Raw genomic sequence first — 21,433 nt, forward strand, 5'->3', positions numbered from 1 at the left:
CTGGTGGAGATCCCCGCGCTCACCGACGCCGAAGAACTCTCCTGCGACGTCCTCGTCATCGGCGGCGGCACCGCCGGCACCATGGCCGCGCTGACCGCCGCCGAGCACGGTGCGGACGTGCTGCTGCTGGAGAAGGCCCACGTCCGTCACTCCGGCGCCCTCGCCATGGGCATGGACGGCGTCAACAACGCCGTCGTCCCCGGCCGCGCCGAACCCGACGACTACGTCGCCGAGATCACCCGCGCCAACGACGGCATCGTCGACCAGTCCACCGTCCGCCAGACCGCCACCCGCGGCTTCGCCATGGTCCAGCGGCTGGAGTCGTACGGGGTGAAGTTCGAGAAGGACGAGCACGGCGACTACGCCGTCCGCCAGGTGCACCGGTCCGGCTCCTACGTGCTGCCGATGCCGGAGGGCAAGGACGTCAAGAAGGTCCTGTACCGGCAGCTGCGGCGGCGCGAGATGCGCGAACGCATCCGCATCGAGAACCGTGTGATGCCGGTGCGGGTCCTGACCGCGGAGGGGCGGGCGGTGGGCGCGGCGGGCTTCAACACCCGCACGGGGCGGTTCGTGACCGTCCGCGCCGGTGCCGTGATCCTCGCGACCGGCGCCGCGGGCCGGCTCGGTCTGCCCGCCTCCGGCTACCTCTACGGCACCTACGAGAACCCCACCAACGCCGGTGACGGCTACGCCATGGCCTACCACGCGGGCGCCGAACTGACCGGCATCGAGTGCTTCCAGATCAACCCGCTGATCAAGGACTACAACGGCCCGGCGTGCGCCTACGTCGCCAATCCCTTCGGCGGTTACCAGGTCAACCGGCACGGCGAGCGCTTCGTCGACTCCGACTACTGGTCGGGCCAGATGATGGCCGAGTTCGCGGCGGAGGTCGCCAGCGACCGCGGCCCGGTGTACCTGAAGCTCAGCCACCTCCCGGAGGAGTCCGTCTCCGCCCTGGAATCCATCCTGCACTCCACCGAACGGCCGACACGCGGCACCTTCCACGCGGGCCGCGGGCACGACTACCGCACCCACGACGTCGAGATGCACATCTCGGAGATCGGCCTGTGCGGCGGCCACTCCGCCTCCGGCGTCCGGGTCGACGACCACGCCCGCACCACCGTCCCCCGCCTCTACGCGGCCGGTGACCTGGCCTGCGTACCGCACAACTACATGATCGGCGCGTTCGTCTTCGGCGACCTGGCGGGCGCGGACGCCGCCCGGTACACGCCCTACGCGGGCGAACTGCCGGCCGAGCAGCTGCGCGAGGCGCACGAGCTGGTCTACCGCCCGCTGCGCAACCCCGACGGCCCGCCGCAGCCGCAGGTCGAGTACAAACTGCGGCGCTTCGTCAACGACTATGTGGCGCCGCCGAAGTCCGGCGCCCGGCTGTCGCTCGCCCTGGAGTCCTTCGAGCGGATGCGCGCGGACATCGCGGCGATGGGCGCCCGCACCCCGCACGAGCTGATGCGCTGCGCCGAGGTCACCTTCATCCGCGACTGCGCGGAGATGGCCGCCCGGGCCTCCCTGGCCCGCACGGAGTCCCGCTGGGGCCTGTACCACGAGCGGGTCGACATCCCCGAGCGGGACGACGCGTCCTGGTTCCACCACCTCGATCTGCACAAGTCCCCCTCCGGTGCGATGGAGTTCACGGCTCGTCCCGTGGCTCCCTATCTGGTGCCGATCGACGAGTTCACGCCGGTCGGCGGCCCCTCCCGGCACCTCGGCGAGGTGCACCCGGAGCAGGTGGCGACGGCCGGGGCCCGCGATGCCGCGCCCCTCGCCAACGGCATCCGCCCCACGGCCACCGCGGTCACCGCGACCGCCGAGCCGGGCGCCGCCGGTTCTCCCCGGCTGCTGGAGCTGCTCGCCCTGGCCGAGAGCGAGCCCGAACTCTCCGCCCTCCGCCCGTACCTGTCCGATCCCGAACCGGGCGTCCGGCGCACGGCGGTCACCATGCTCACCGAGACCGTCCCGGCCGGTACCGGTCCGGCGCTCGCCGCCGCCCTGTCCGATCCGGACGGCGAGGTGCGCTCGGCCGCGGCCGCCTCGCTGCGTGAACTGGCCGAGACGCTGACGCCCGAGCCCGCCCTGGGCGAGCCCCTCGCCGAGGCACTGGCCCAGCCCGACCCCGTGGTCCGGGCCACCGCCCTCGACCTGCTGCGCATCCTGCGGCTGGGCAGCGCCGGAACCTTCGCCACGGCCCTGCGCGACGCCGATGTCCCGGTGCGCATCGAAGCGGTGCGCGGGCTGGTCTCGCTGGACGCCGCGGACGCCCTCTCCCCGGCCGCCGCCGATCCGTCCCGGGAGGTGCGGGTCGCGGTCGCCAAGGCGCTGGGGACGCTGCGGGCGGCGCCCCGCACCGGCGGCGCCCTCGACCGGCTCACCGAGGACCCCGACGTCCTGGTCCGCGGCGCCGCTCTCGCGGCCCTGGCGGACACGGGCTGCCCCGCCCCACTGGCGGCCCGTGCGGTCACCGCGCTGTCCGACCCCGCCTGGCAGGTGCGGGCGGGCGCGGCCACCGCGCTGTCCGCCGCCGGTCCCGACCGCGCGGTCCCCGTCCTCGCCAAGGCCCTCGCCGACCGGAACGCCGACGTCCGCAAGGCGGCCGTCCTCGCCCTGACCCGGCACACGGCGACCACCGAGGACGCCCGGACGGCGCTCGCGACCGTCACCGGCGACACGGACGCCGACGTCAGGGCGTACGCGACCCGGGCGTTGTGACGCCACGGACGGACACGAGGGCTTCCCCCCGGCGAGCCCCTATATCCAGTCGTCGGGCTCGGGCTCCGGCTCGTGCTCGGGCCAGTCGTCCGCCCCGGAGTGCGAAGCGGGCCCGGTGCCCGGGCGGGCCGACGGGGCCGGGTCGGGCGCCGGGGCGGAACCCGGTCCCTCCAGTCCGGCCAACACCTCGATCACGCCCTCCCCGTACGTCGCCAGCTTCTTCTCGCCGACGCCGCTGATGCCCCCGAGCTGCGCCACCGAGGTGGGCCAGACGGTGGCGATCTCCCGGAGGGTGGCGTCGTGGAAGATGACGTACGCCGGGACGCCCTGCTCGCGGGCCTGTTCCGCACGCCAGGCGCGCAGCGCCTCGAAGGCGGGGACCAGCTCCGCGGGCAGCTCGGCCGCGGCGGCCTTCGCCTTGCGCTCGCCGCGTCCACCGCCGGTCGACCTGGCCGTGACGGGCTTCTTGGGCTCCTTGCGCAGCGGCACCTCCCGCTCCCGCCGCAGGACCTCGCCGCTGGTCTCGGTCAGCACCAGCGTGCCGTACTCCCCCTCGACGGCGAGCAGGCCCTGGGCGAGCAGCTGCCGGGCGACGCCCCGCCACTCGCCCTCGGTCAGCTCCTCACCGATGCCGAACACGGAGAGCTGGTCGTGGTCGAACTGGATCACCTTGGCGGTGCGCTTGCCCAGCAGGATGTCGATGATCTGCCCGGCGCCGAACTTCTGCCCGCGCTCCCGCTTCAGCCGCACCACCGTCGACAGCACCTTCTGCGCCGCCACCGTGCCGTCCCAGGTCTCGGGCGGGGCCAGGCAGGTGTCGCAGTTGCCGCAGCCGGCCCGGTCCGGGTCCTGGCCGAAGTAGGCGAGGAGCTGGCCGCGGCGGCACCGGGCGGTCTCGCACAGGGCGAGCATGGCGTCCAGGTGGGACTGGGCCCGGCGGCGGAACGCCTCGTCGCCCTCGCCGGACTGGATCAGCTTGCGCTGCTGTATGACGTCGTTGAGGCCGTACGCCATCCAGGCCGTGGAGGGCAGGCCGTCCCGCCCCGCACGGCCGGTCTCCTGGTAGTACCCCTCGACCGACTTGGGCAGGTCCAGGTGGGCGACGAACCGCACGTCCGGCTTGTCGATGCCCATGCCGAAGGCGATGGTCGCCACGACCACCAGGCCCTCCTCGCGCAGGAACCTCGACTGGTGCGCCGCGCGGGTGCCCGCGTCCAGGCCCGCGTGGTAGGGCACCGCCTCGATGCCGTTGCGCGAGAGGAACTCGGCGGTCTTGTCGACGGAGTTGCGCGAGAGGCAGTACACGATGCCCGCGTCCCCGGGGTGCTCCTCGCGCAGGAAGCCCAGGAGCTGCTTCTTGGGGTCGGACTTCGGCACGATCCGGTACTGGATGTTGGGGCGGTCGAAGCTGGCCACGAAGTGCCGCGCCGCCGGCATGTTCAGCCGCTCGGTGATCTCGCGGTGGGTGGCGTCGGTGGCCGTCGCCGTGAGCGCGAGCCGGGGCACGTCCGGCCAGCGCTCGCCGAGCAGCGACAGGGCGAGGTAGTCGGGCCGGAAGTCGTGGCCCCACTGGGAGACGCAGTGCGCCTCGTCGATGGCGAAGAGGGAGATCTTGCCGCGGGAGAGCAGGTCGAGGGTGCTGTCCAGGCGCAGCCGCTCGGGCGCCAGGTAGAGCAGGTCCAGCTCTCCGGCGAGGAACTCGGCCTCCACCACGCGCCGCTCGTCGAAGTCCTGGGTGGAGTTCATGAACCCGGCCCGCACACCGAGCGCCCGCAGCGCGTCGACCTGGTCCTGCATCAGCGCGATCAGCGGCGAGACCACGATGCCCGTCCCGGGCCTGACCAGGGACGGAATCTGGTAGCACAGCGACTTTCCGCCGCCTGTCGGCATGAGCACGACGGCGTCACCACCGGCGATCACGTGCTCGACGACCGCCTCCTGCTCGCCGCGGAAAGCGTCGTACCCGAAGACCCGGTGCAGGGTGGCCAGCGCCTCGCTGTCCCCGTCCCTCACCTGCGCCGTCCCTGCCATCTCGCCGATCACGCCCGTCCCGCCCATCGTCTCGTCCCCCGTGGATACTGCCTCGCCCGTCCGGTCTGCCTGGTCCGTCCTGCCCCGACCACTGCCTCAACGATAGGGGCCCGCGCCGACAGCCCGGGAGTTATCCACAGGCGCAGTCCGTCACAGAAAGCTACGAGCCGATAACCGATAACCTGCTGCACCGTCCACCTCCTATCAGCAGGGACGAGTGAGAATGGCGCGCGAAGCCCCGCCCACTGAATGGCCGGTGCCTCCTGATGGCGGCTGGACCGCTGACGACCTGGACCGCCTTCCCGGCCTGCCCCTGCACACGCAACTTCTCGACGCGGTGCTCGTCTTCCCCTGCCCGCAGTCGGCCTTTCACGAGCGGGCCACGAGCTTCTTCGGACGGCGGCTCTCCACGGCCGCCGTACAGGGGCTCGACGTTCTGTGCAGGTTCAGCATCGACGTGGACCGGCAGAACCGGTTGGAGGCTGACGTGATCGTCCTACGGGAAGCGGCATTGACGTGCCTCGAACAGACCCGCGTACCTGCGGCCGAGGTCGTGCTGGCCGTGGAGGTCACCTCGCCGGACTCCGTCTCTCGCGACCGCGAGACCAAGCCCCTGAAGTACTCCCGGGCCGGTATCGCCCACTACTGGCGGGTGGAGAACGAGAAGGGGCTCGCCGTCGTCCACGCCTTCGAGCTGGAGCCCACCACCGGCGCCTACACCAGCGTCGGCATCTTCCGCGAACGCATGAAGGTGAGCGCGCCCTTCCCGGTAGACCTGGATCTGACCGCCATCAAAGCGCGCCGCGGCGGCGAGTAGCCCCCCCCCACCCACACGGCTGTGGTCCGGCACCCCCGGGAAGAGGGCCGGACCACATCCGCGATACCGCAGCGCCGCAGGCGCGGCGTCAGCGCACGAACACCCCCGCCTGACCTGCCAGGTCCAGGAAGTACTGCGGCGCCACGCCGAGCACCACCGTGACCGCCACGCCGACGCCGATCGCCGTCATCGTCAGCGGGGACGGCACCGCGACCGTCGGGCCCTCCGGGCGCGGCTCGCTGAAGAACATGAGCACGATCACCCGGATGTAGAAGAACGCCGCGATCGCCGACGAGATCACACCGATCACGACCAGCGGGGCCGCGCCGCCCTCCGCCGCCGCCTTGAACACGGCGAACTTCCCCGAGAACCCGGAGGTCAGCGGGATGCCGGCGAAGGCCAGCAGGAACACCGCGAAGACGGCCGCCACCAGCGGCGACCTGCGGCCGAGCCCGGCCCACTTCGACAGGTGCGTCGCCTCGCCGCCCGCGTCGCGCACCAGCGTGACGACCGCGAAGGCGCCGATCGTGACGAAGGAGTACGCGGCCAGGTAGAAGAGGACGGACGAGATGCCCTCCGGCGTGGTCGCGATGACACCGGCGAGGATGAAGCCCGCGTGGGCGATCGACGAGTACGCCAGCAGCCGCTTGATGTCGGTCTGCGTGATCGCGACGATCGCACCGCCCAGCATCGTGATGATCGCCACGCCCCACATCACCGGCCGCCAGTCCCAGCGCAGGCCGGGCAGGACGACGTAGAGGATGCGGAGCAGGGCGCCGAAGGCGGCCACCTTGGTCGCCGCCGCCATGAAGCCGGTCACGGGCGTCGGCGCGCCCTGGTACACGTCCGGCGTCCACATGTGGAACGGCACGGCGCCCACCTTGAACAGCAGGCCCATGACGATCAGCGCGGAGCCGACGAGCAGCAGCGCGTCGTTGCCCATGGTGTCGGCGAGCGCCGGGGTGACGTTCTGGACGGTGCCGTCGACGACCTGGGCGATCGTGCCGTACGACATGGAGCCCGCGTAGCCGTAGAGCAGGGCGATGCCGAACAGGGTGAACGCGGAGGCGAAGGCGCCGAGCAGGAAGTACTTGACCGCCGCCTCCTGCGACATGAGCCGCTTGCGGCGGGCCAGCGCGCACAGCAGGTACAGCGGGAGAGAGAAGACCTCCAGGGCCACGAAGAGCGTCAGCAGGTCGTTGGCCGCCGGGAAGACCAGCATGCCGACGACGGCGAAGAGCAGGAGCGGGAACACCTCCGTGGTGGTGAAGCCCGCCTTGACCGCCTTCTGCTCGCTCTCGCTGCCCGGTACGGCCGCCGCCTGCGCGGCGAAGGAGTCGACGCGGTTGCCGTGCACCTCCGGGTCCAGGCGCCGCTCGGCGAAGGTGAACAGGCCGACCAGGCTGGTCAGCAGGATGGTGCCCTGAAGGAACAGGGCCGGTCCGTCGACGGCGACGGCACCCATCGCCGTGATGCCGGCCTTGGTCGTGCCGTACCCGCGCGCGGCGAGCGCGACGACCGCGGCGAACGCCGCGATCAGGGCGACGGCGGACACGAACATCTGGACGTAGTAACGGGACCTGCGCGGCACGAAGGCCTCGACCAGGATGCCGATGATCGCCGCGCCGATGACGATGAGGACGGGCGACAGCTGCCCGTACTCGATCTTCGGCGCGTCGATCTTGGCGATCGGGTCGGCCGCCGTCGCCGCCGTTGTCCACAGGCTGTGGACGGCTGTTGCGCTCACTTGGCCGCCTCCACCTCAGGCTGGGGGTCCGTCTTGTGTACGTCGGACATGGTCTGTTCCACCGCCGGGTTGACGATGTCCGTCACGGGCTTCGGGAAGACGCCCAGGAAGATCAGCAGCGCCACCAGCGGTGCCACCACCACCAGCTCGCGCACCCGCAGGTCGGGCATCCCGCTCACCTCGGCCTTCACCGGGCCGGTCATCGTCCGCTGGTAGAGGACGAGGGTGTAGAGCGCGGCGAGGACGATGCCCAGGGTGGCGATGATGCCGATCACCGGGTAGCGCGTGAACGTGCCGACCAGGACCAGGAACTCACTGACGAAGGGCGCGAGTCCCGGCAGCGACAGGGTCGCCAGGCCGCCGATCAGGAAGGTGCCGGCCAGGATCGGGGCGACCTTCTGCACACCGCCGAAGTCGGCGATGAGCCGCGAGCCGCGCCGCGAGATCAGGAATCCGGCGATCAGCATCAGCACCGCGGTCGAGATGCCGTGGTTGACCATGTACAGCGTGGCGCCGGACTGGCCCTGGCTGGTCATCGCGAAGATGCCCATGATGATGAAGCCGAAGTGCGAGATCGACGCGTAGGCGATCAGCCGCTTGATGTCACGCTGGCCGACCGCGAGCAGCGCGCCGTAGATGATGCTGATGACCGCCAGGACCAGGATGACCGGTGTCGCCCACTTGCTGGCCTCCGGGAAGAGCTGGAGGCAGAAGCGGAGCATCGCGAAGGTGCCGACCTTGTCGACGACCGCCGTGATGAGCACGGCGACCGGCGCGGTCGCCTCCCCCATGGCGTTGGGCAGCCAGGTGTGCAGCGGGAACAGCGGCGCCTTCACCGCGAAGGCGAAGAAGAAGCCGAGGAACAGCCACCGCTCGGTGCTGGTCGCCATGTCCAGCGAACCGTTGGCCCGCGCCTCGGCGATCTCCGTGAGGGAGAAGTTCCCGGCGACCACGTAGAGGCCGATCACCGCGGCCAGCATGATCAGACCGCCGGCCAGGTTGTAGAGCAGGAACTTCACGGCCGCGTACGACCGCTGGGTCGCCGCGGTCTTCTCGCCGTGCTCGTGAGCCCGGTCGCCGAAGCCGCCGATCAGGAAGTACAGCGGGATCAGCATGGCCTCGAAGAAGATGTAGAAGAGGAAGACGTCGGTGGCCTCGAAAGAGATGATCACCATCGCCTCGACGGCCAGGATCAGGGCGAAGAAGCCCTGCGTCGGCCGCCACCGGCTGCTGCCGGTCTCCAGCGGGTCGGCGTCGTGCCAGCCCGCGAGGATGATGAACGGGATCAGCAGGGCGGTCAGCGCGATCAGCGCCACCGCGATGCCGTCCACGCCCAGTTCGTACCGGACGCCGAAGTCCGCGATCCAGGAGTGGGACTCGGTGAGCTGGTAGCGGTCGCCGCCGGGGTCGAAGCGGACCAGGACCGTGACCGCCAGCGCGAGCGTGGCCAGCGAGACCAGCAGCGCCAGCCACTTGGCCGCGGTGCGTCGCGCGGCCGGCACGGCTGCCGTGGCGATCGCCCCGACGGCCGGGAGGGCCGCCGTGACTGTCAGCAAGGGAAAGGACATCGGTATCAGACCGCCCTCATCAGCAGGGTCGCGGCGACGAGGAGCGCCGCACCGCCGAACATCGAGACCGCGTACGAGCGCGCGAAGCCGTTCTGCAGCTTGCGCATCCGCCCGGACAGGCCGCCGACCGAGGCCGCCGTGCCGTTGACGACTCCGTCGACCAGGGTGTGGTCGACGTAGACCAGGGAGCGCGTGAGGTGCTCGCCGCCGCGGACCAGGACCACGTGGTTGAAGTCGTCCTGGAGCAGGTCGCGGCGGGCGGCCCGGGTGAGCAGCGAACCGCGCGGGGCGACGGCCGGGACCGGACGGCGCCCGTACTGCGCCCAGGCGACGGCGACGCCGATGACCATGCAGGCCACCGTCGCCCCGGTGACCGTACCGGCGCTGATCGGCGCGTCGCCGTGGCTGTGGCCGGTGATGGGCTCCAGCCAGTGCAGGAAGCGGTCGCCGATGCTGAAGAAGGCACCGCCCGCGACCGATCCGACGGCCAGCACGATCATCGGGATCGTCATGAGCCCCGGCGACTCGTGCGGGTGCGGCGGCTCGTACGCGCCGCGCGTCTCGGCGGCGGGCTCCACGTCGGGCTTGGCCGGCGACGGCGTCGGGGCGTTGCGCCAGCGCTCCTCGCCGAAGAACGTCATCAGCATCACGCGCGTCATGTAGTACGCGGTGATGGCCGCGCCCAGCAGGGCGCAGGCGCCGAGGATCCATCCCTCGGTGCCGCCCTTGGCGAACGCCGCCTCGATGATCTTGTCCTTGGAGAAGAAGCCAGACAGGCCCGGGAAGCCGATGATGGCGAGGTAGCCGAGGCCGAAGGTGACGAAGGTGACCGGCATGTACCTGCGCAGTCCGCCGTAGCGGCGCATGTCGACCTCGTCGTTCATGCCGTGCATGACGGAACCGGCGCCGAGGAACAGCCCGGCCTTGAAGAAGCCGTGCGTCACCAGGTGCATGATCGCGAAGACGTAGCCGATGGGGCCGAGGCCCGCGGCGAGCACCATGTAGCCGATCTGCGACATGGTCGAACCGGCCAGCGCCTTCTTGATGTCGTCCTTGGCGCAACCGACGATCGCACCGAACAGCAGCGTGACCGCGCCGACGATGGTGACCACCAGTTGCGCGTCGGGCGCGCCGTTGAAGATGGCGCCGGAGCGGACGATCAGGTACACGCCCGCCGTCACCATGGTCGCGGCGTGGATGAGGGCCGAGACCGGGGTCGGGCCCTCCATCGCGTCCCCGAGCCAGGACTGGAGCGGCACCTGGGCGGACTTGCCGCAGGCGGCGAGCAGCAGCATCAGGGCGATCGCGGTGAGCTTGCCCTCGTCCGCCCCGGCCGCCAGCCCGGCCTCCCCGTGACCGCCGAGCACCGGCCCGAAGGCGAAGGTGCCGAACCACAGGAACATCAGCATGATGCCGATGGACAGGCCCATGTCGCCGACGCGGTTGACCAGGAAGGCCTTCTTCGCGGCGGTGGCGGCGCTGGGCTTGTGCTGCCAGAAGCCGATCAGCAGGTAGGAGGCGAGACCGACGCCCTCCCAGCCGACGTACAGCAGCAGGTAGTTGTCGGCGAGGACGAGGATCAGCATCGCCGCGAGGAACAGGTTCAGATAGCCGAAGAAGCGGCGGCGGCGCTCGTCGTGCTCCATGTACGCGACCGAGTACAGGTGGATGAGCGAGCCGACGCCGGTGATCAGCAGGACGAACGTCATGGACAGCTGGTCGAGCCGGAAGGCGACGTCGGCCTGGAAGCCCTCCACCGGGATCCAGCTGAACAGGTGCTGCGTCAGGGTGCGGTCCTCGGCGCCGCTGCCGAGCAGGTCGGCGAAGAGGACGACGCCGAGCACGAAGGACACGGCGGCCAGCAGGGTGCCGATCCAGTGGCCGACGCGGTCCAGCCGGCGTCCGCCGCACAGCAGGACGACCGCTCCTAGCAGGGGCGCCGCCACCAGCAGCGCAATCAGGTTCTCCACGTTTCAGCAGCCCCTCACAGCTTCATCAGGCTGGCGTCGTCGACCGAGGCCGAGTGGCGGGAACGGAACAGGGACACGATGATCGCGAGCCCGACCACGACCTCCGCGGCGGCGACGACCATCGTGAAGAAGGCGATGATCTGGCCGTCGAGATTGCCGTGCATGCGGGAGAAGGCGACGAACGCGAGGTTGCAGGCGTTGAGCATCAGCTCGATGCACATGAAGACCACGATCGCGTTGCGCCGGATCAGCACGCCGGTGGCGCCGATCGTGAACAGCAGGGCCGCGAGGTAGAGGTAGTTGACGGGATTCACTTCGACGCCTCCTCGGACCGCTGGGAGTCGGACCGCCCGGTCTCGCGCCGTCCGGAGCCCGCCGGGCCGACGGCCTTGCGCTCCAGCCGCTCCTCGGCCCGCTGTTCCAGCGCCTTCAGGTCGCCCAGTGCCTCCATCGACACGTCGCGGATCTGGCCCCGCTCGCGCAGCGTCTTGCTGACGGTCAGCTCGGACGGGGTGCCGTCGGGCAGCAGGCCCGCGATGTCGACCGCGTTGTGCCGGGCGTACACGCCGGGGGCCGGCAGCGGCGGCAGGTACTTGCCGTCGCGGACGCGCTGCTCGGACAGCTCGCGCTGGGTCCGTGCGCGCTCGGTGCGCTCGCGGTGGGTGAGCACCATGGCGCCGACGGCGGCCGTGATGAGCAGGGCGCCGGTGATCTCGAAGGCGAAGACGTACTTGGTGAAGATGAGGGACGCGATGCCCTCCACGTTGCCGTTCGCGTTGGCCTGGGCGAGGCCGGTGAACTCGGTGACTGAGGCGTTGCCGATGCCGGCGATCAGCAGGATGCCGAAGCCGAGCCCGGACAGCAGGGCCAGCCAGCGCTGCCCCTTGATGGTCTCCTTCAGCGAGTCCGCCGCGGTGACGCCGACGAGCATCACCACGAACAGGAACAGCATCATGATGGCGCCGGTGTAGACGACGATCTGCACGATGCCGAGGAAGTAGGCGCCGTTGGCGAGGTAGAAGACCGCCAGGACGATCATGGTCCCGGCGAGGCACAGCGCGCTGTGCACGGCCTTCTTCATGAAGACGGTGCACAGGGCGCCGATCACCGCGACGGTGCCGAGGATCCAGAACTGGACGGCCTCTCCGGTGGAAGTGGAGTAGGCGGCGAGCTGCGCGCTCATCGGCGGATCACCTCCTCCGACGCCGGTTCCGTCCCGCCGAAGGTGGAGTCGCCCTCCTGGACGACCTCCCCCTTGGAGTGGGCGACCTGCTGGACCGTGCCGGGCGCGGCCTCGGTCACCAGACCCCGGTAGTAGTCCTGCTCGTCGGTGCCGGGGTAGAGGGCGTGCGGCGAGTCGACCATGCCCTCCTCCAGACCGGCGAGCAGCTGCTCCTTGGTGAAGATGAGGTTGGCGCGGCTGGAGTCGGCCAGCTCGAACTCGTTGGTCATCGTCAGCGCGCGCGTGGGGCAGGCCTCGATGCACAGGCCGCACAGGATGCAGCGGGCGTAGTTGATCTGGTAGACGCGGCCGTACCGCTCGCCCGGCGAGTAGCGCTCCTCGTCGGTGTTGTCCGCGCCCTCGACGTAAATGGCGTCGGCGGGGCAGGCCCAGGCGCACAACTCGCAGCCGACGCACTTCTCCAGGCCGTCCGGATGGCGGTTGAGCTGGTGCCGTCCGTGGAAGCGCGGAGCGGTGGTCTTCTGCTGCTCCGGGTACTGCTCGGTCAGCCGCTTCTTGAACATGGCCTTGAAGGTCACGCCGAAGCCGGCCACGGGGTTCATGAAACCGGGGTCGGTCCCCTTGTGTTCCACGTGTTCCGTGGTCTCCCTCTGTTCCTTGTGTTCCTCAGCCATCGGACGCCTCCTTTCCATCCGTAGATCCGCCCACAGGTCCGTCACTGTGAGTATCGGGCCCGCCACTGACAATCAGCTCCCGCTCCCGGCGGGGACGGCGCCTGGGCACCGGCGGCACCTGCTGTCCGGGCATCGGCGGGACGGGGAATCCGCCGGCCATCGGGTCGAAGGCGGCCTCCTCCTCGACGGGCGGTTCGGCGGCCTTGCCGCCCTTGTCGCGGTACATGTCCACGAGGAAGGACAACAGCAGCAGGACCAGGACGCCGCCGCCGATGTAGAGGGCGATGTCGCTGAAGCCGTAGTTCTCGTTCCTGAGGGCCCGCACGGTGGCGACCAGCATCAGCCAGACCAGGGAGACCGGGATGAGGACCTTCCAGCCGAGCTTCATCAACTGGTCGTAGCGGACCCGGGGCAGGGTGCCGCGCAGCCAGATGAAGAAGAACAGCAGCAGCTGGACCTTGACCACGAACCAGAGCAGCGGCCACCAGCCGTGGTTGGCGCCCTCCCAGAAGGTGCTGATCGGCCACGGGGCCCGCCAGCCGCCGAGGAACAGCGTGGTGGCGACCGCCGAGACCGTCACCATGTTCACGTACTCGGCGAGCATGAACATCGCGAACTTGATCGACGAGTACTCGGTGTTGAAGCCGCCCACCAGGTCGCCCTCGGACTCGGGCATGTCGAAGGGGGCGCGGTTGGTCTCGCCGACCATCGTGACGATGTAGAGGATGAAGGAGACCGGCAGCAACACGATGTACCAGCGGTCGTCCTGCTGGGCGACGATCTCCGAGGTCGACATCGAACCGGAGTAGAGGAACACCGAGGCGAACGCGGCGCCCATCGCGATCTCGTAGGAGATCATCTGGGCACACGAGCGCAATCCGCCGAGCAGCGGGTACGTCGATCCGGAGCTCCAGCCGGCGAGCACGATGCCGTAGATGCCGACCGAGGCGACCGCCAGGATGAACAGCATCGCGATCGGCAGGTCGGTGAGCTGCATGGCGGTGCGGTGGCCGAAGATCGAGACCTCGTTGCCGGCCGGCCCGAAGGGGATCACCGCGATCGCCATGAAGGCCGGGATGGCCGCGACGACCGGCGCGAGGACGTACACCGCCTTGTCGGCGCGCTTGACGATGACGTCTTCCTTGAGCATCAGCTTGATGCCGTCGGCGAGCGACTGGAGCATGCCCCAGGGGCCGTGCCGGTTCGGGCCGATGCGCAGCTGCATCCAGGCGACGACCTTGCGCTCCCACACGATGGAGAACAGCACGGTCACCATCAGGAAGGCGAAGCAGAACACCGCCTTGAGGACGACCAGCCACCAGGGGTCGGTGCCGAACATCGAGAGGTCTTCAGCGGCGAGGTACGGGCTCATGCCTCCACCTCCTTGGGGGCGGCGCCCGCGGGCACCGCCGGACCGATGCGGACGAGGGTTCCGGGCAGTACTCCGGCGTCGGAGGCGACGCCGGTGCCGGCCGAGTTCAGCGGGAGCCAGACCACCCGGTCGGGCATCTCGGTGACCTGGAGCGGGAACGCGACGGCTCCGGCCGGTCCGGTCACGGCGAGGAGATCGCCGTCCTTGACGCCCGCCTCGGCGGCCGTGGCGGCCGACACGCGCGCGTGTGCGGCGTGCCGGGTGCCGGCGAGCGCCTCGTCGCCCTGCTGGAGCAGGCCCTGGTCGAGCAGCAGCCGGTGCCCGGCCAGTACGGCCTCTCCGGCGGCCGGCCGCGGCAGCGCGCTCGCGGTCTGCAACGGCTCGCCGCCCCGCGGCCCGTCCCAGGCGCCGAGCCGGTCGATCTCCGCGCGCGTGGTGCGCAGATCGGGCAGGCCCAGGTGCACGTCCATGGCGTCGGCCAGCATCTGCAGGACGCGGGCGTCGGTGGGAGCGAGCCGGCGGGTCATCTGGTCGGGCTTGAGCGCGGCCTCGAAGAAGCGCACCCTGCCCTCCCAGTTGAGGAAGGTGCCGGGCTTCTCGGCGACCGCGGCGACGGGCAGGACCACGTCGGCGCGTTCGGTGACCTCGCTGGGCCGCAGCTCCAGCGACACCACGAACCCGGCCTCGTCGAGTGCCGCACGCGCGCGTGCCGGGTCGGGCAGGTCGGCGACCTCCACGCCCGCCACCAGCAGCGCCTGGAGTTCGCCCCGGGCGGCGGCCTCGACGATCTCGCCGGTGTCGCGGCCGTAGCGGTGCGGAAGGTCGGCCAGACCCCACAGGGTGGCGACCTCCTCACGCGCGCGCGGGTCGGTCGCCGGACGGCCGCCGGGCAGCAGCGACGGCAGCGCGCCCGCCTCGATCGCGCCGCGCTCACCGGCCCGGCGCGGGATCCACACCAGCCGGGCGCCGGTCGCCGCCGAGGCCCGTACGGCGGAGGTGAGTCCGCCGGCCACGGACGCCAGCCGCTCGCCGACGACGATCACGGCGCCCTCGGCGCGCAGGGCCTCGGCCGCCTGGGCGCCGCCCTCCTCCAGGCCGACGCCGCTCGCGAGGGCGTCCAGCCACTCGGTCTCGGTGCCGGGAGCGGCGGGGAGCAGGGTGCCGCCCGCCTTCTCCAGGCCCCGCGTGGCGTGCGTGGCCAGCGAGAAGACCTTCTGCCCGTGCCCCCGCCAGGCCTTACGCAGCCTGAGGAAGACGCCGGGCGCCTCCTCCTCGGCCTCGAAGCCGACCAGCAGGACCGCGGGCGCCTTCTCCAGCGACGTGTACGTGACGCCGGTGCCGTCGAGGTCGCGGCCCCGTCCGGCGATCCGGGCGGCCAGGAAGTCGGCCTCCTCGGCGCTGTGCACGCGCGCGCGGAAGTCGATGTCGTTGGTGTCGAGCGCCACGCGCGCGAACTTGCTGTACGCGTAGGCGTCCTCGACGGTGAGCCGTCCGCCGGTCAGGACGCCGGTGCGGCCCCTGGAGGCGAGCAGTCCCTGCGCGGCGATCTGGAGCGCCTCCGGCCAGGAGGCCGGCTCCAGCTCGCCCTCCGCGTTGCGCACCAGCGGCGTGGTGAGCCGGTCCCGCTGCTGCGCGTACCGGAACCCGAAGCGTCCCTTGTCGCAGATCCACTCCTCGTTGACCTCGGGCTCGTTGGCCGCGAGGCGCCGCATGACCTTGCCGCGCCGGTGGTCGGTGCGGGTGGCACAGCCGCCGGAGCAGTGCTCGCACACGGAGGGCGAGGAGATCAGGTCGAAGGGCCGGGAGCGGAACCGGTACGCCGCCGAGGTGAGCGCGCCGACCGGGCAGATCTGGATGGTGTTGCCGGAGAAGTACGACTCGAAGGGGTCGCCCTCGCCGGTGCCGACCTGCTGGAGCGCGCCCCGCTCGATCAGCTCGATCATCGGGTCGCCCGCGATCTGGTTGGAGAAGCGGGTGCAGCGGGCGCACAGCACGCAGCGCTCGCGGTCGAGCAGGACCTGCGTGGAGATCGGCACGGGCTTCTCGTAGGTCCGCTTCTTGCCCTCGAAGCGGGAGTCGGCCTGGCCGTGGGACATCGCCTGGTTCTGGAGGGGGCACTCGCCGCCCTTGTCGCAGACCGGGCAGTCCAGCGGGTGGTTGATGAGCAGCAGCTCCATCACCCCGTGCTGGGCCTTCTCGGCGACGGGCGAGCTGAGCTGCGTCTTCACCACCATGCCGTCGGTGCAGGTGATGGTGCAGGACGCCATGGGCTTGCGCTGGCCCTCGACCTCGACGATGCACTGGCGGCAGGCGCCGGCCGGGTCGAGGAGGGGGTGGTCGCAGAACCGGGGGATCTCGATGCCGAGCTGCTCGGCGGCCCGGATGACCAGGGTGCCCTTGGGCACGCTGATCTCGGCGCCGTCGATCGTCAGCGATACGAGGTCCTCCGGCGGGACCGCCGCCTCTCCCCCTCCCGAGGGAGCATTGGTGGTCACTGTCATGCCTTCACCTCCGTGCGGTCGGCCCAGGCCGTCGACTTGGCCGGGTCGAAGGGGCAGCCGCGGCCCGTGATGTGCTCCTCGTACTCCTCGCGGAAGTACTTGAGCGAGGAGAAGATCGGCGAGGCGGCACCGTCGCCGAGGGCGCAGAAGGACTTGCCGTTGATGTTGTCGGCGATGTCGTTCAGCTTGTCGAGGTCGGACATCTGTCCCTTGCCGGCCTCGATGTCGCGCAGCAACTGGACGAGCCAGTACGTGCCCTCGCGGCAGGGTGTGCACTTGCCGCAGGACTCGTGGGCGTAGAACTCGGTCCAGCGGGTGACGGCGCGCACGACGCAGGTCGTCTCGTCGAAGCACTGGAGCGCCTTGGTGCCGAGCATGGAACCGGCGGCGCCCACTCCTTCGTAGTCGAGGGGGACGTCGAGGTGCTCGTCGGTGAACATCGGCGTCGAGGAGCCGCCCGGCGTCCAGAACTTGAGGCGGTGGCCGGGGCGCATGCCGCCGCTCATGTCGAGGAGCTGGCGCAGCGTGATGCCCAGCGGGGCCTCGTACTGGCCGGGGCCCGCGACGTGGCCGCTGAGCGAGTAGAGCGTGAAGCCCGGGGACTTCTCGCTGCCCATCGACCTGAACCAGTCCTTGCCCTTGTTCAGGATCGCGGGAACTGAAGCGATCGATTCGACGTTATTCACCACAGTCGGGCAGGCATAGAGGCCCGCGACGGCAGGAAAGGGGGGACGGAGCCGCGGTTGACCCCGGCGGCCTTCGAGCGAGTCGAGCAGTGCGGTCTCCTCACCGCAGATGTACGCGCCCGCGCCCGCGTGCACGGTGAGGGTGAGGTCGAGTCCGCTGCCCAGGATGTTCTCGCCGAGGAAGCCGGCCGCGTAGGCCTCGCGCACGGCCTCGTGCAACCGCCGCAGCACTGGGACGACTTCACCACGCAGGTAGATGAAGGCATGCGAAGACCTGATGGCGTAACACGCGATGACGATGCCCTCGATGAGGCTGTGCGGGTTCGCGAAGAGGAGCGGGATGTCCTTGCAGGTCCCCGGCTCCGACTCGTCGGCGTTGACAACTAGATAATGAGGCTTGCCGTCCCCCTGCGGAATGAACTGCCACTTCATCCCGGTCGGGAACCCGGCACCGCCGCGTCCGCGCAGACCGGACTCCTTGACGTACGCGATCAGGTCGTCCGGCGCCATCGCCAGCGCCTTGCGGAGCCCCTCGTACCCCTCGTGCCTCCGGTAGACGTCGAGAGTCCACGACTCGTCCTCGTCCCAGAAGGCCGACAGCACGGGTGCGAGCAGCTTCTCCGGGCTGCTGCCCCTGATCTCGGCTGCCACGGTCATCACTCCCCCTCCTCGGCGGTGGGCCCTGCCGGGTTGGAAGGGTCGGACGCCGATGTGTCCTGCGGCGCGTCGTGCGAGCTGAGGTGTTCCGTCGGGGACGGGTCGTGCACGTCCCGGTCCTGCGACGCGTCGTGCGGCCCGCCGTCCCGCGGGTGCACCACGCGCGCCGCGGACGCCTCGCCCTTGGCGAGCTTGAGCCCGGCCAGGGATGCGGGACCCGCGCTGCCGCCGGCCGCGACGGCGCCGTCCCGCTCGTCGGGGAAGCCCGCCAGGATCCGGGCGGTCTCCTTGAAGGTGCACAGCGGCGCCCCGCGCGTGGGCGTCACCGGGCGTCCCGCGCGCAGGTCGTCGACGAGGGACTTGACGCTCGCCGGGGTCTGGTTGTCGAAGAACTCCCAGTTGACCATCACGACCGGGGCGAAGTCGCAGGCCGCGTTGCACTCGATGTGCTCCAGGGTGACCTTGCCGTCCTCGGTGGTCTCGCCGTTGCCGACGCCGAGGTGCTCCTGGAGGGACTCGAAGATCGCGTCGCCGCCCATCACCGCGCAGAGCGTATTGGTGCAGACGCCGACCTGGTAGTCGCCGCTCGGCCCGCGCCGGTACATGGTGTAGAAGGTGGCGACCGCGGTGACCTCGGCGGTGGTGAGGCCCAGCATGTCCGCGCAGAACCGCATCCCGGTGCGCGTGACGTGCCCCTCCTCCGACTGCACCAGGTGCAGCAGCGGCAGGAGGGCGGACCGGGAGTCCGGGTAGCGGGCGATGACCTCGCGCGCGTCGGTCTCCAGCCGGGCCCGGACGTCGTCCGGGTAGGCGGGCGCGGGCAGTTCCGGCATGCCCAGGCTGACGCCCCGCTCCGAAGAAGAGGTGGTCACCGGTCGACGCCTCCCATCACGGGGTCGATGGACGCCACGGCGACGATGACGTCGGCGACCTGGCCGCCCTCGCACATCGCCGCCATGGCCTGAAGGTTGGTGAAGGACGGGTCGCGGAAGTGGACCCGGAAGGGGCGGGTGCCGCCGTCGGAGACGACATGCACCCCGAGCTCGCCCTTGGGCGACTCGACCGCCGTGTACGCCTGTCCCGGCGGCACCCGGAAGCCCTCGGTGACCAGCTTGAAGTGGTGGATCAGGGCCTCCATGGAGGTGCCCATGATCTTCTTGATGTGGTCGAGGGAGTTGCCGAGGCCGTCCGGTCCCAGGGCGAGCTGGGCGGGCCAGGCGATCTTCTTGTCGGCGACCATGACCGGGCCGGGCTGGAGCCGGTCCAGGCACTGCTCGACGATCCTGAGCGACTGGCGCATCTCCTCCAGCCGGATCAGGAAGCGGCCGTAGGAGTCGCAGGTGTCGGCGGTCGGGACGTCGAAGTCGTACGTCTCGTAGCCGCAGTACGGCTGGGACTTGCGCAGGTCGTGCGGGAGGCCGGTGGACCTGAGGACGGGGCCGGTGGCGCCCAGCGCCATGCAGCCGGCCAGGTCGAGGTAGCCGACGTCCTGCATGCGGGCCTTGAAGATGGGGTTCCCGGTGGCGAGCTTGTCGTACTCCGGGAGGTTCTTGTTCATCTTCTTCACGAACTCGCGGATCTGGTCCACCGCGCCCGGCGGCAGGTCCTGGGCGAGTCCGCCCGGGCGGATGTACGCGTGGTTCATCCGCAGGCCGGTGATCAGCTCGTAGATGTCGAGAATCAGTTCACGATCACGGAAGCCGTAGATCATGATCGTGGTGGCGCCCAGCTCCATGCCGCCGGTGGCGATGGCCACCAGGTGCGAGGAGAGCCGGTTCAGCTCCATGAGCATGACCCGGATGATCGTGGCCCGGTCCGGGATCTGGTCCTCGATGCCGAGGAGCTTCTCGACGCCCAGGCAGTACGCCGCCTCGTTGAAGAACGGCGTCAGGTAGTCCATGCGCGTCACGAACGTGGTGCCCTGCGTCCAGGTCCGGTACTCGAGGTTCTTCTCGATGCCGGTGTGCAGGTAGCCGATGCCGCAGCGGGCCTCGGTGACCGTCTCGCCGTCGATCTCCAGGATGAGGCGGAGGACACCGTGTGTGGACGGGTGCTGGGGGCCCATGTTGACGACGATGCGCTCGTCGTCGGCGCGGGCCGCGGACTGGACGACCTCGTCCCAGTCGCCGCCGGTGACCGTGTAGACGGTGCCTTCGGTCGTCTCCCTGGGGGAGGCGTGGGAAGTGCTCACGAGTACGACCTCCGCTGGTCCGGAGCCGGGATCTGGGCGCCCTTGTACTCGACGGGGATGCCGCCGAGGGGGTAGTCCTTGCGCTGCGGAAAGCCCTGCCAGTCGTCCGGCATCATGATCCGCGTCAGGGCCGGGTGACCGTCGAAGACGATGCCGAAGAAGTCGTACGTCTCGCGCTCGTGCCAGTCGTTCGTCGGATAGACGGAGAACAGCGACGGGATGTGCGGGTCGCTGTCGGGCGCGCTGACTTCGAGGCGGATCAGCCGGTTGTGGGTGATCGAGCGCAGGTGGTAGACGGCGTGCAGCTCGCGGCCCTTGTCGTGCGGGTAGTGGACGCCGCTGACGCCGGTGCACAGCTCGAAGCGCAGGGCGGGGTCGTCGCGCAGGGTGCGGGCGACGCGGACCAGGTGCTCGCGCTCGATGTGGAAGGTCATCTCGCCCCGGTCGACGACCGTCTTCTCGATGGCGTTGTCGGGCAGGAGCCCCTGCTCCTCCAGCGCGCCCTCGAGTTCGTCGGCGACCTCGTCGAACCAGCCGCCGTAGGGGCGGCTCGCCGGTCCGGGGAGCCGGACGGAGCGGACCAGGCCGCCGTAGCCGGAAGTGTCGCCGCCGTTGGCGGCGCCGAACATGCCGCGCTGGACGCGGATCTCCTCGCCGCCCTGGCCCCGCTGGCCGGGGAGGTTCTCCGCGGACAGGTCCTTCTCGGGGTTCACACCGTTCGCGTCACCCGCGGTGTTGTTCGCGTCGCTCACCGCAGCAGCCCCTTCATCTCGATCGTGGGCAGGGCCTTGAGCGCTGCTTCCTCCGCCTCGCGGGCCGCCTCCTCGGCGTTCACACCGAGCTTGGAGCTCTGGATCTTCTGGTGGAGCTTGAGGATGGCGTCCAGCAGCATCTCGGGCCGCGGCGGGCAGCCGGGGAGGTAGATGTCGACCGGGACGATGTGGTCGACGCCCTGGACGATGGCGTAGTTGTTGAACATGCCGCCCGAGGAGGCGCAGACCCCCATGGAGATGACCCACTTCGGGTTCGGCATCTGGTCGTAGACCTGCCGCAGCACCGGCGCCATCTTCTGGCTGACCCGGCCCGCGACGATCATCAGGTCCGCCTGCCGCGGCGAGCCGCGGAAGACCTCCATGCCGAAGCGCGCCAGGTCGTAGCGGCCGGCGCCGGTGGTCATCATCTCGATGGCACAGCAGGCGAGGCCGAACGTGGCCGGGAAGACGGATGACTTGCGCACCCAGCCCGCGGCCTGCTCGACGGTGGTCAGCAGGAAGCCGCTCGGCAGTTTTTCTTCGAGTCCCATGTCAAAGGC

General features: G+C 70.5%; 16 protein-coding genes. 2 read left to right on the forward strand and 14 right to left on the reverse strand.

Annotated features, from left to right (window positions below; translation table 11 throughout):
* Positions 1 to 3: 3 nt before the first annotated feature.
* A complete protein-coding gene (locus ACIRGB_RS32305; protein WP_403872424.1) occupies positions 4 to 2,724 on the forward strand; it encodes a fumarate reductase/succinate dehydrogenase flavoprotein subunit in 2,721 nt (906 codons plus the stop codon).
* Positions 2,725 to 2,763: 39 nt separating this feature from the next.
* On the opposite strand, the gene recQ is transcribed toward ACIRGB_RS32305, so the two are convergent.
* Positions 2,764 to 4,782, reverse strand: a complete 2,019-nt coding sequence (gene recQ, locus ACIRGB_RS32310) for a DNA helicase RecQ (RefSeq protein ID WP_403872426.1) — start codon at positions 4,780 to 4,782, stop codon at positions 2,764 to 2,766.
* A gap of 190 nt (positions 4,783 to 4,972) precedes the next feature.
* Here recQ and ACIRGB_RS32315 point away from each other — a divergent pair, with 190 nt between their 5' ends.
* Complete coding sequence (locus ACIRGB_RS32315) at positions 4,973 to 5,572, forward strand: Uma2 family endonuclease (RefSeq protein WP_403872428.1); 600 nt, start codon at positions 4,973 to 4,975, stop codon at positions 5,570 to 5,572.
* An 88-nt stretch (positions 5,573 to 5,660) separates the two neighbouring features.
* On the opposite strand, the gene nuoN is transcribed toward ACIRGB_RS32315, so the two are convergent.
* The 13 genes from nuoN to ACIRGB_RS32380 are packed head-to-tail and all read right to left on the reverse strand — an operon-like array spanning position 5,661 to position 21,424.
* Positions 5,661 to 7,319, reverse strand: coding sequence for an NADH-quinone oxidoreductase subunit NuoN (nuoN, locus tag ACIRGB_RS32320; protein WP_403872430.1), 1,659 nt, complete (start codon positions 7,317 to 7,319; stop codon positions 5,661 to 5,663).
* Positions 7,316 to 8,887: an NADH-quinone oxidoreductase subunit M gene (locus tag ACIRGB_RS32325; protein WP_403872431.1), complete on the reverse strand. Its 1,572-nt coding sequence runs from the start codon at positions 8,885 to 8,887 to the stop codon at positions 7,316 to 7,318. The genes nuoN and ACIRGB_RS32325 overlap by 4 nt, the downstream gene beginning before the upstream one ends.
* Positions 8,888 to 8,892: 5 nt before the next feature.
* Positions 8,893 to 10,857, reverse strand: a complete 1,965-nt coding sequence (gene nuoL, locus ACIRGB_RS32330; protein ID WP_403872433.1) for an NADH-quinone oxidoreductase subunit L — start codon at positions 10,855 to 10,857, stop codon at positions 8,893 to 8,895.
* A 14-nt stretch (positions 10,858 to 10,871) separates the two neighbouring features.
* Positions 10,872 to 11,171, reverse strand: coding sequence for an NADH-quinone oxidoreductase subunit NuoK (gene nuoK / locus ACIRGB_RS32335; protein ID WP_003974374.1), 300 nt, complete (start codon positions 11,169 to 11,171; stop codon positions 10,872 to 10,874).
* Positions 11,168 to 12,040, reverse strand: a complete 873-nt coding sequence (locus ACIRGB_RS32340) for an NADH-quinone oxidoreductase subunit J (RefSeq protein ID WP_403872434.1) — start codon at positions 12,038 to 12,040, stop codon at positions 11,168 to 11,170. The genes nuoK and ACIRGB_RS32340 overlap by 4 nt, the downstream gene beginning before the upstream one ends.
* Positions 12,037 to 12,714: an NADH-quinone oxidoreductase subunit NuoI gene (gene nuoI, locus ACIRGB_RS32345; RefSeq protein ID WP_403872436.1), complete on the reverse strand. Its 678-nt coding sequence runs from the start codon at positions 12,712 to 12,714 to the stop codon at positions 12,037 to 12,039. Before nuoI ends, ACIRGB_RS32340 begins: the two co-directional genes overlap by 4 nt.
* Positions 12,707 to 14,086, reverse strand: coding sequence for an NADH-quinone oxidoreductase subunit NuoH (gene nuoH / locus ACIRGB_RS32350; RefSeq protein ID WP_403872438.1), 1,380 nt, complete (start codon positions 14,084 to 14,086; stop codon positions 12,707 to 12,709). Before nuoH ends, nuoI begins: the two co-directional genes overlap by 8 nt.
* Positions 14,083 to 16,587 carry an NADH-quinone oxidoreductase subunit G gene (locus ACIRGB_RS32355; protein ID WP_403872440.1) on the reverse strand — a complete coding sequence of 835 codons (2,505 nt, stop codon included), beginning with the start codon at positions 16,585 to 16,587 and terminating at the stop codon, positions 14,083 to 14,085. Before ACIRGB_RS32355 ends, nuoH begins: the two co-directional genes overlap by 4 nt.
* Complete coding sequence (nuoF, locus tag ACIRGB_RS32360; protein WP_171987339.1) at positions 16,584 to 17,933, reverse strand: NADH-quinone oxidoreductase subunit NuoF; 1,350 nt, start codon at positions 17,931 to 17,933, stop codon at positions 16,584 to 16,586. Before nuoF ends, ACIRGB_RS32355 begins: the two co-directional genes overlap by 4 nt.
* On the reverse strand, positions 17,930 to 18,802 hold the full coding sequence (gene nuoE, locus ACIRGB_RS32365) for an NADH-quinone oxidoreductase subunit NuoE (RefSeq protein ID WP_403872442.1): 873 nt from the start codon (positions 18,800 to 18,802) through the stop codon (positions 17,930 to 17,932). Before nuoE ends, nuoF begins: the two co-directional genes overlap by 4 nt.
* Positions 18,799 to 20,121, reverse strand: coding sequence for an NADH-quinone oxidoreductase subunit D (locus tag ACIRGB_RS32370; RefSeq protein ID WP_403872444.1), 1,323 nt, complete (start codon positions 20,119 to 20,121; stop codon positions 18,799 to 18,801). Before ACIRGB_RS32370 ends, nuoE begins: the two co-directional genes overlap by 4 nt.
* Complete coding sequence (locus tag ACIRGB_RS32375; protein WP_403872446.1) at positions 20,118 to 20,873, reverse strand: NADH-quinone oxidoreductase subunit C; 756 nt, start codon at positions 20,871 to 20,873, stop codon at positions 20,118 to 20,120. The genes ACIRGB_RS32370 and ACIRGB_RS32375 overlap by 4 nt, the downstream gene beginning before the upstream one ends.
* The gene (locus tag ACIRGB_RS32380; RefSeq protein WP_031141109.1) at positions 20,870 to 21,424 is read right to left on the reverse strand and encodes an NADH-quinone oxidoreductase subunit B family protein; all 555 of its coding nucleotides are present in this window, start codon (positions 21,422 to 21,424) and stop codon (positions 20,870 to 20,872) included. Before ACIRGB_RS32380 ends, ACIRGB_RS32375 begins: the two co-directional genes overlap by 4 nt.
* Positions 21,425 to 21,433 lie beyond the last annotated feature (9 nt).

Source organism: Streptomyces sp. NPDC102490 (assembly GCF_044765285.1).
Lineage (GTDB): Bacteria > Actinomycetota > Actinomycetes > Streptomycetales > Streptomycetaceae > Streptomyces.

Bases quoted from the DNA above. Each gene is read 5' to 3' on its own strand.
- recQ (WP_403872426.1), bottom strand. From the start codon at position 4,782: ATGGGCGGGACGGGCGTGATCGGCGAGATGGCAGGGACGGCGCAGGTG.
- ACIRGB_RS32325 (WP_403872431.1), bottom strand. From the start codon at position 8,887: ATGTCCTTTCCCTTGCTGACAGTCACGGCGGCCCTCCCGGCCGTCGGG.
- ACIRGB_RS32340 (WP_403872434.1), bottom strand. From the start codon at position 12,040: ATGAGCGCGCAGCTCGCCGCCTACTCCACTTCCACCGGAGAGGCCGTC.
- nuoI (WP_403872436.1), bottom strand. From the start codon at position 12,714: ATGGCTGAGGAACACAAGGAACAGAGGGAGACCACGGAACACGTGGAA.
- nuoH (WP_403872438.1), bottom strand. From the start codon at position 14,086: ATGAGCCCGTACCTCGCCGCTGAAGACCTCTCGATGTTCGGCACCGAC.
- ACIRGB_RS32355 (WP_403872440.1), bottom strand. From the start codon at position 16,587: ATGACAGTGACCACCAATGCTCCCTCGGGAGGGGGAGAGGCGGCGGTC.
- ACIRGB_RS32380 (WP_031141109.1), bottom strand. From the start codon at position 21,424: ATGGGACTCGAAGAAAAACTGCCGAGCGGCTTCCTGCTGACCACCGTC.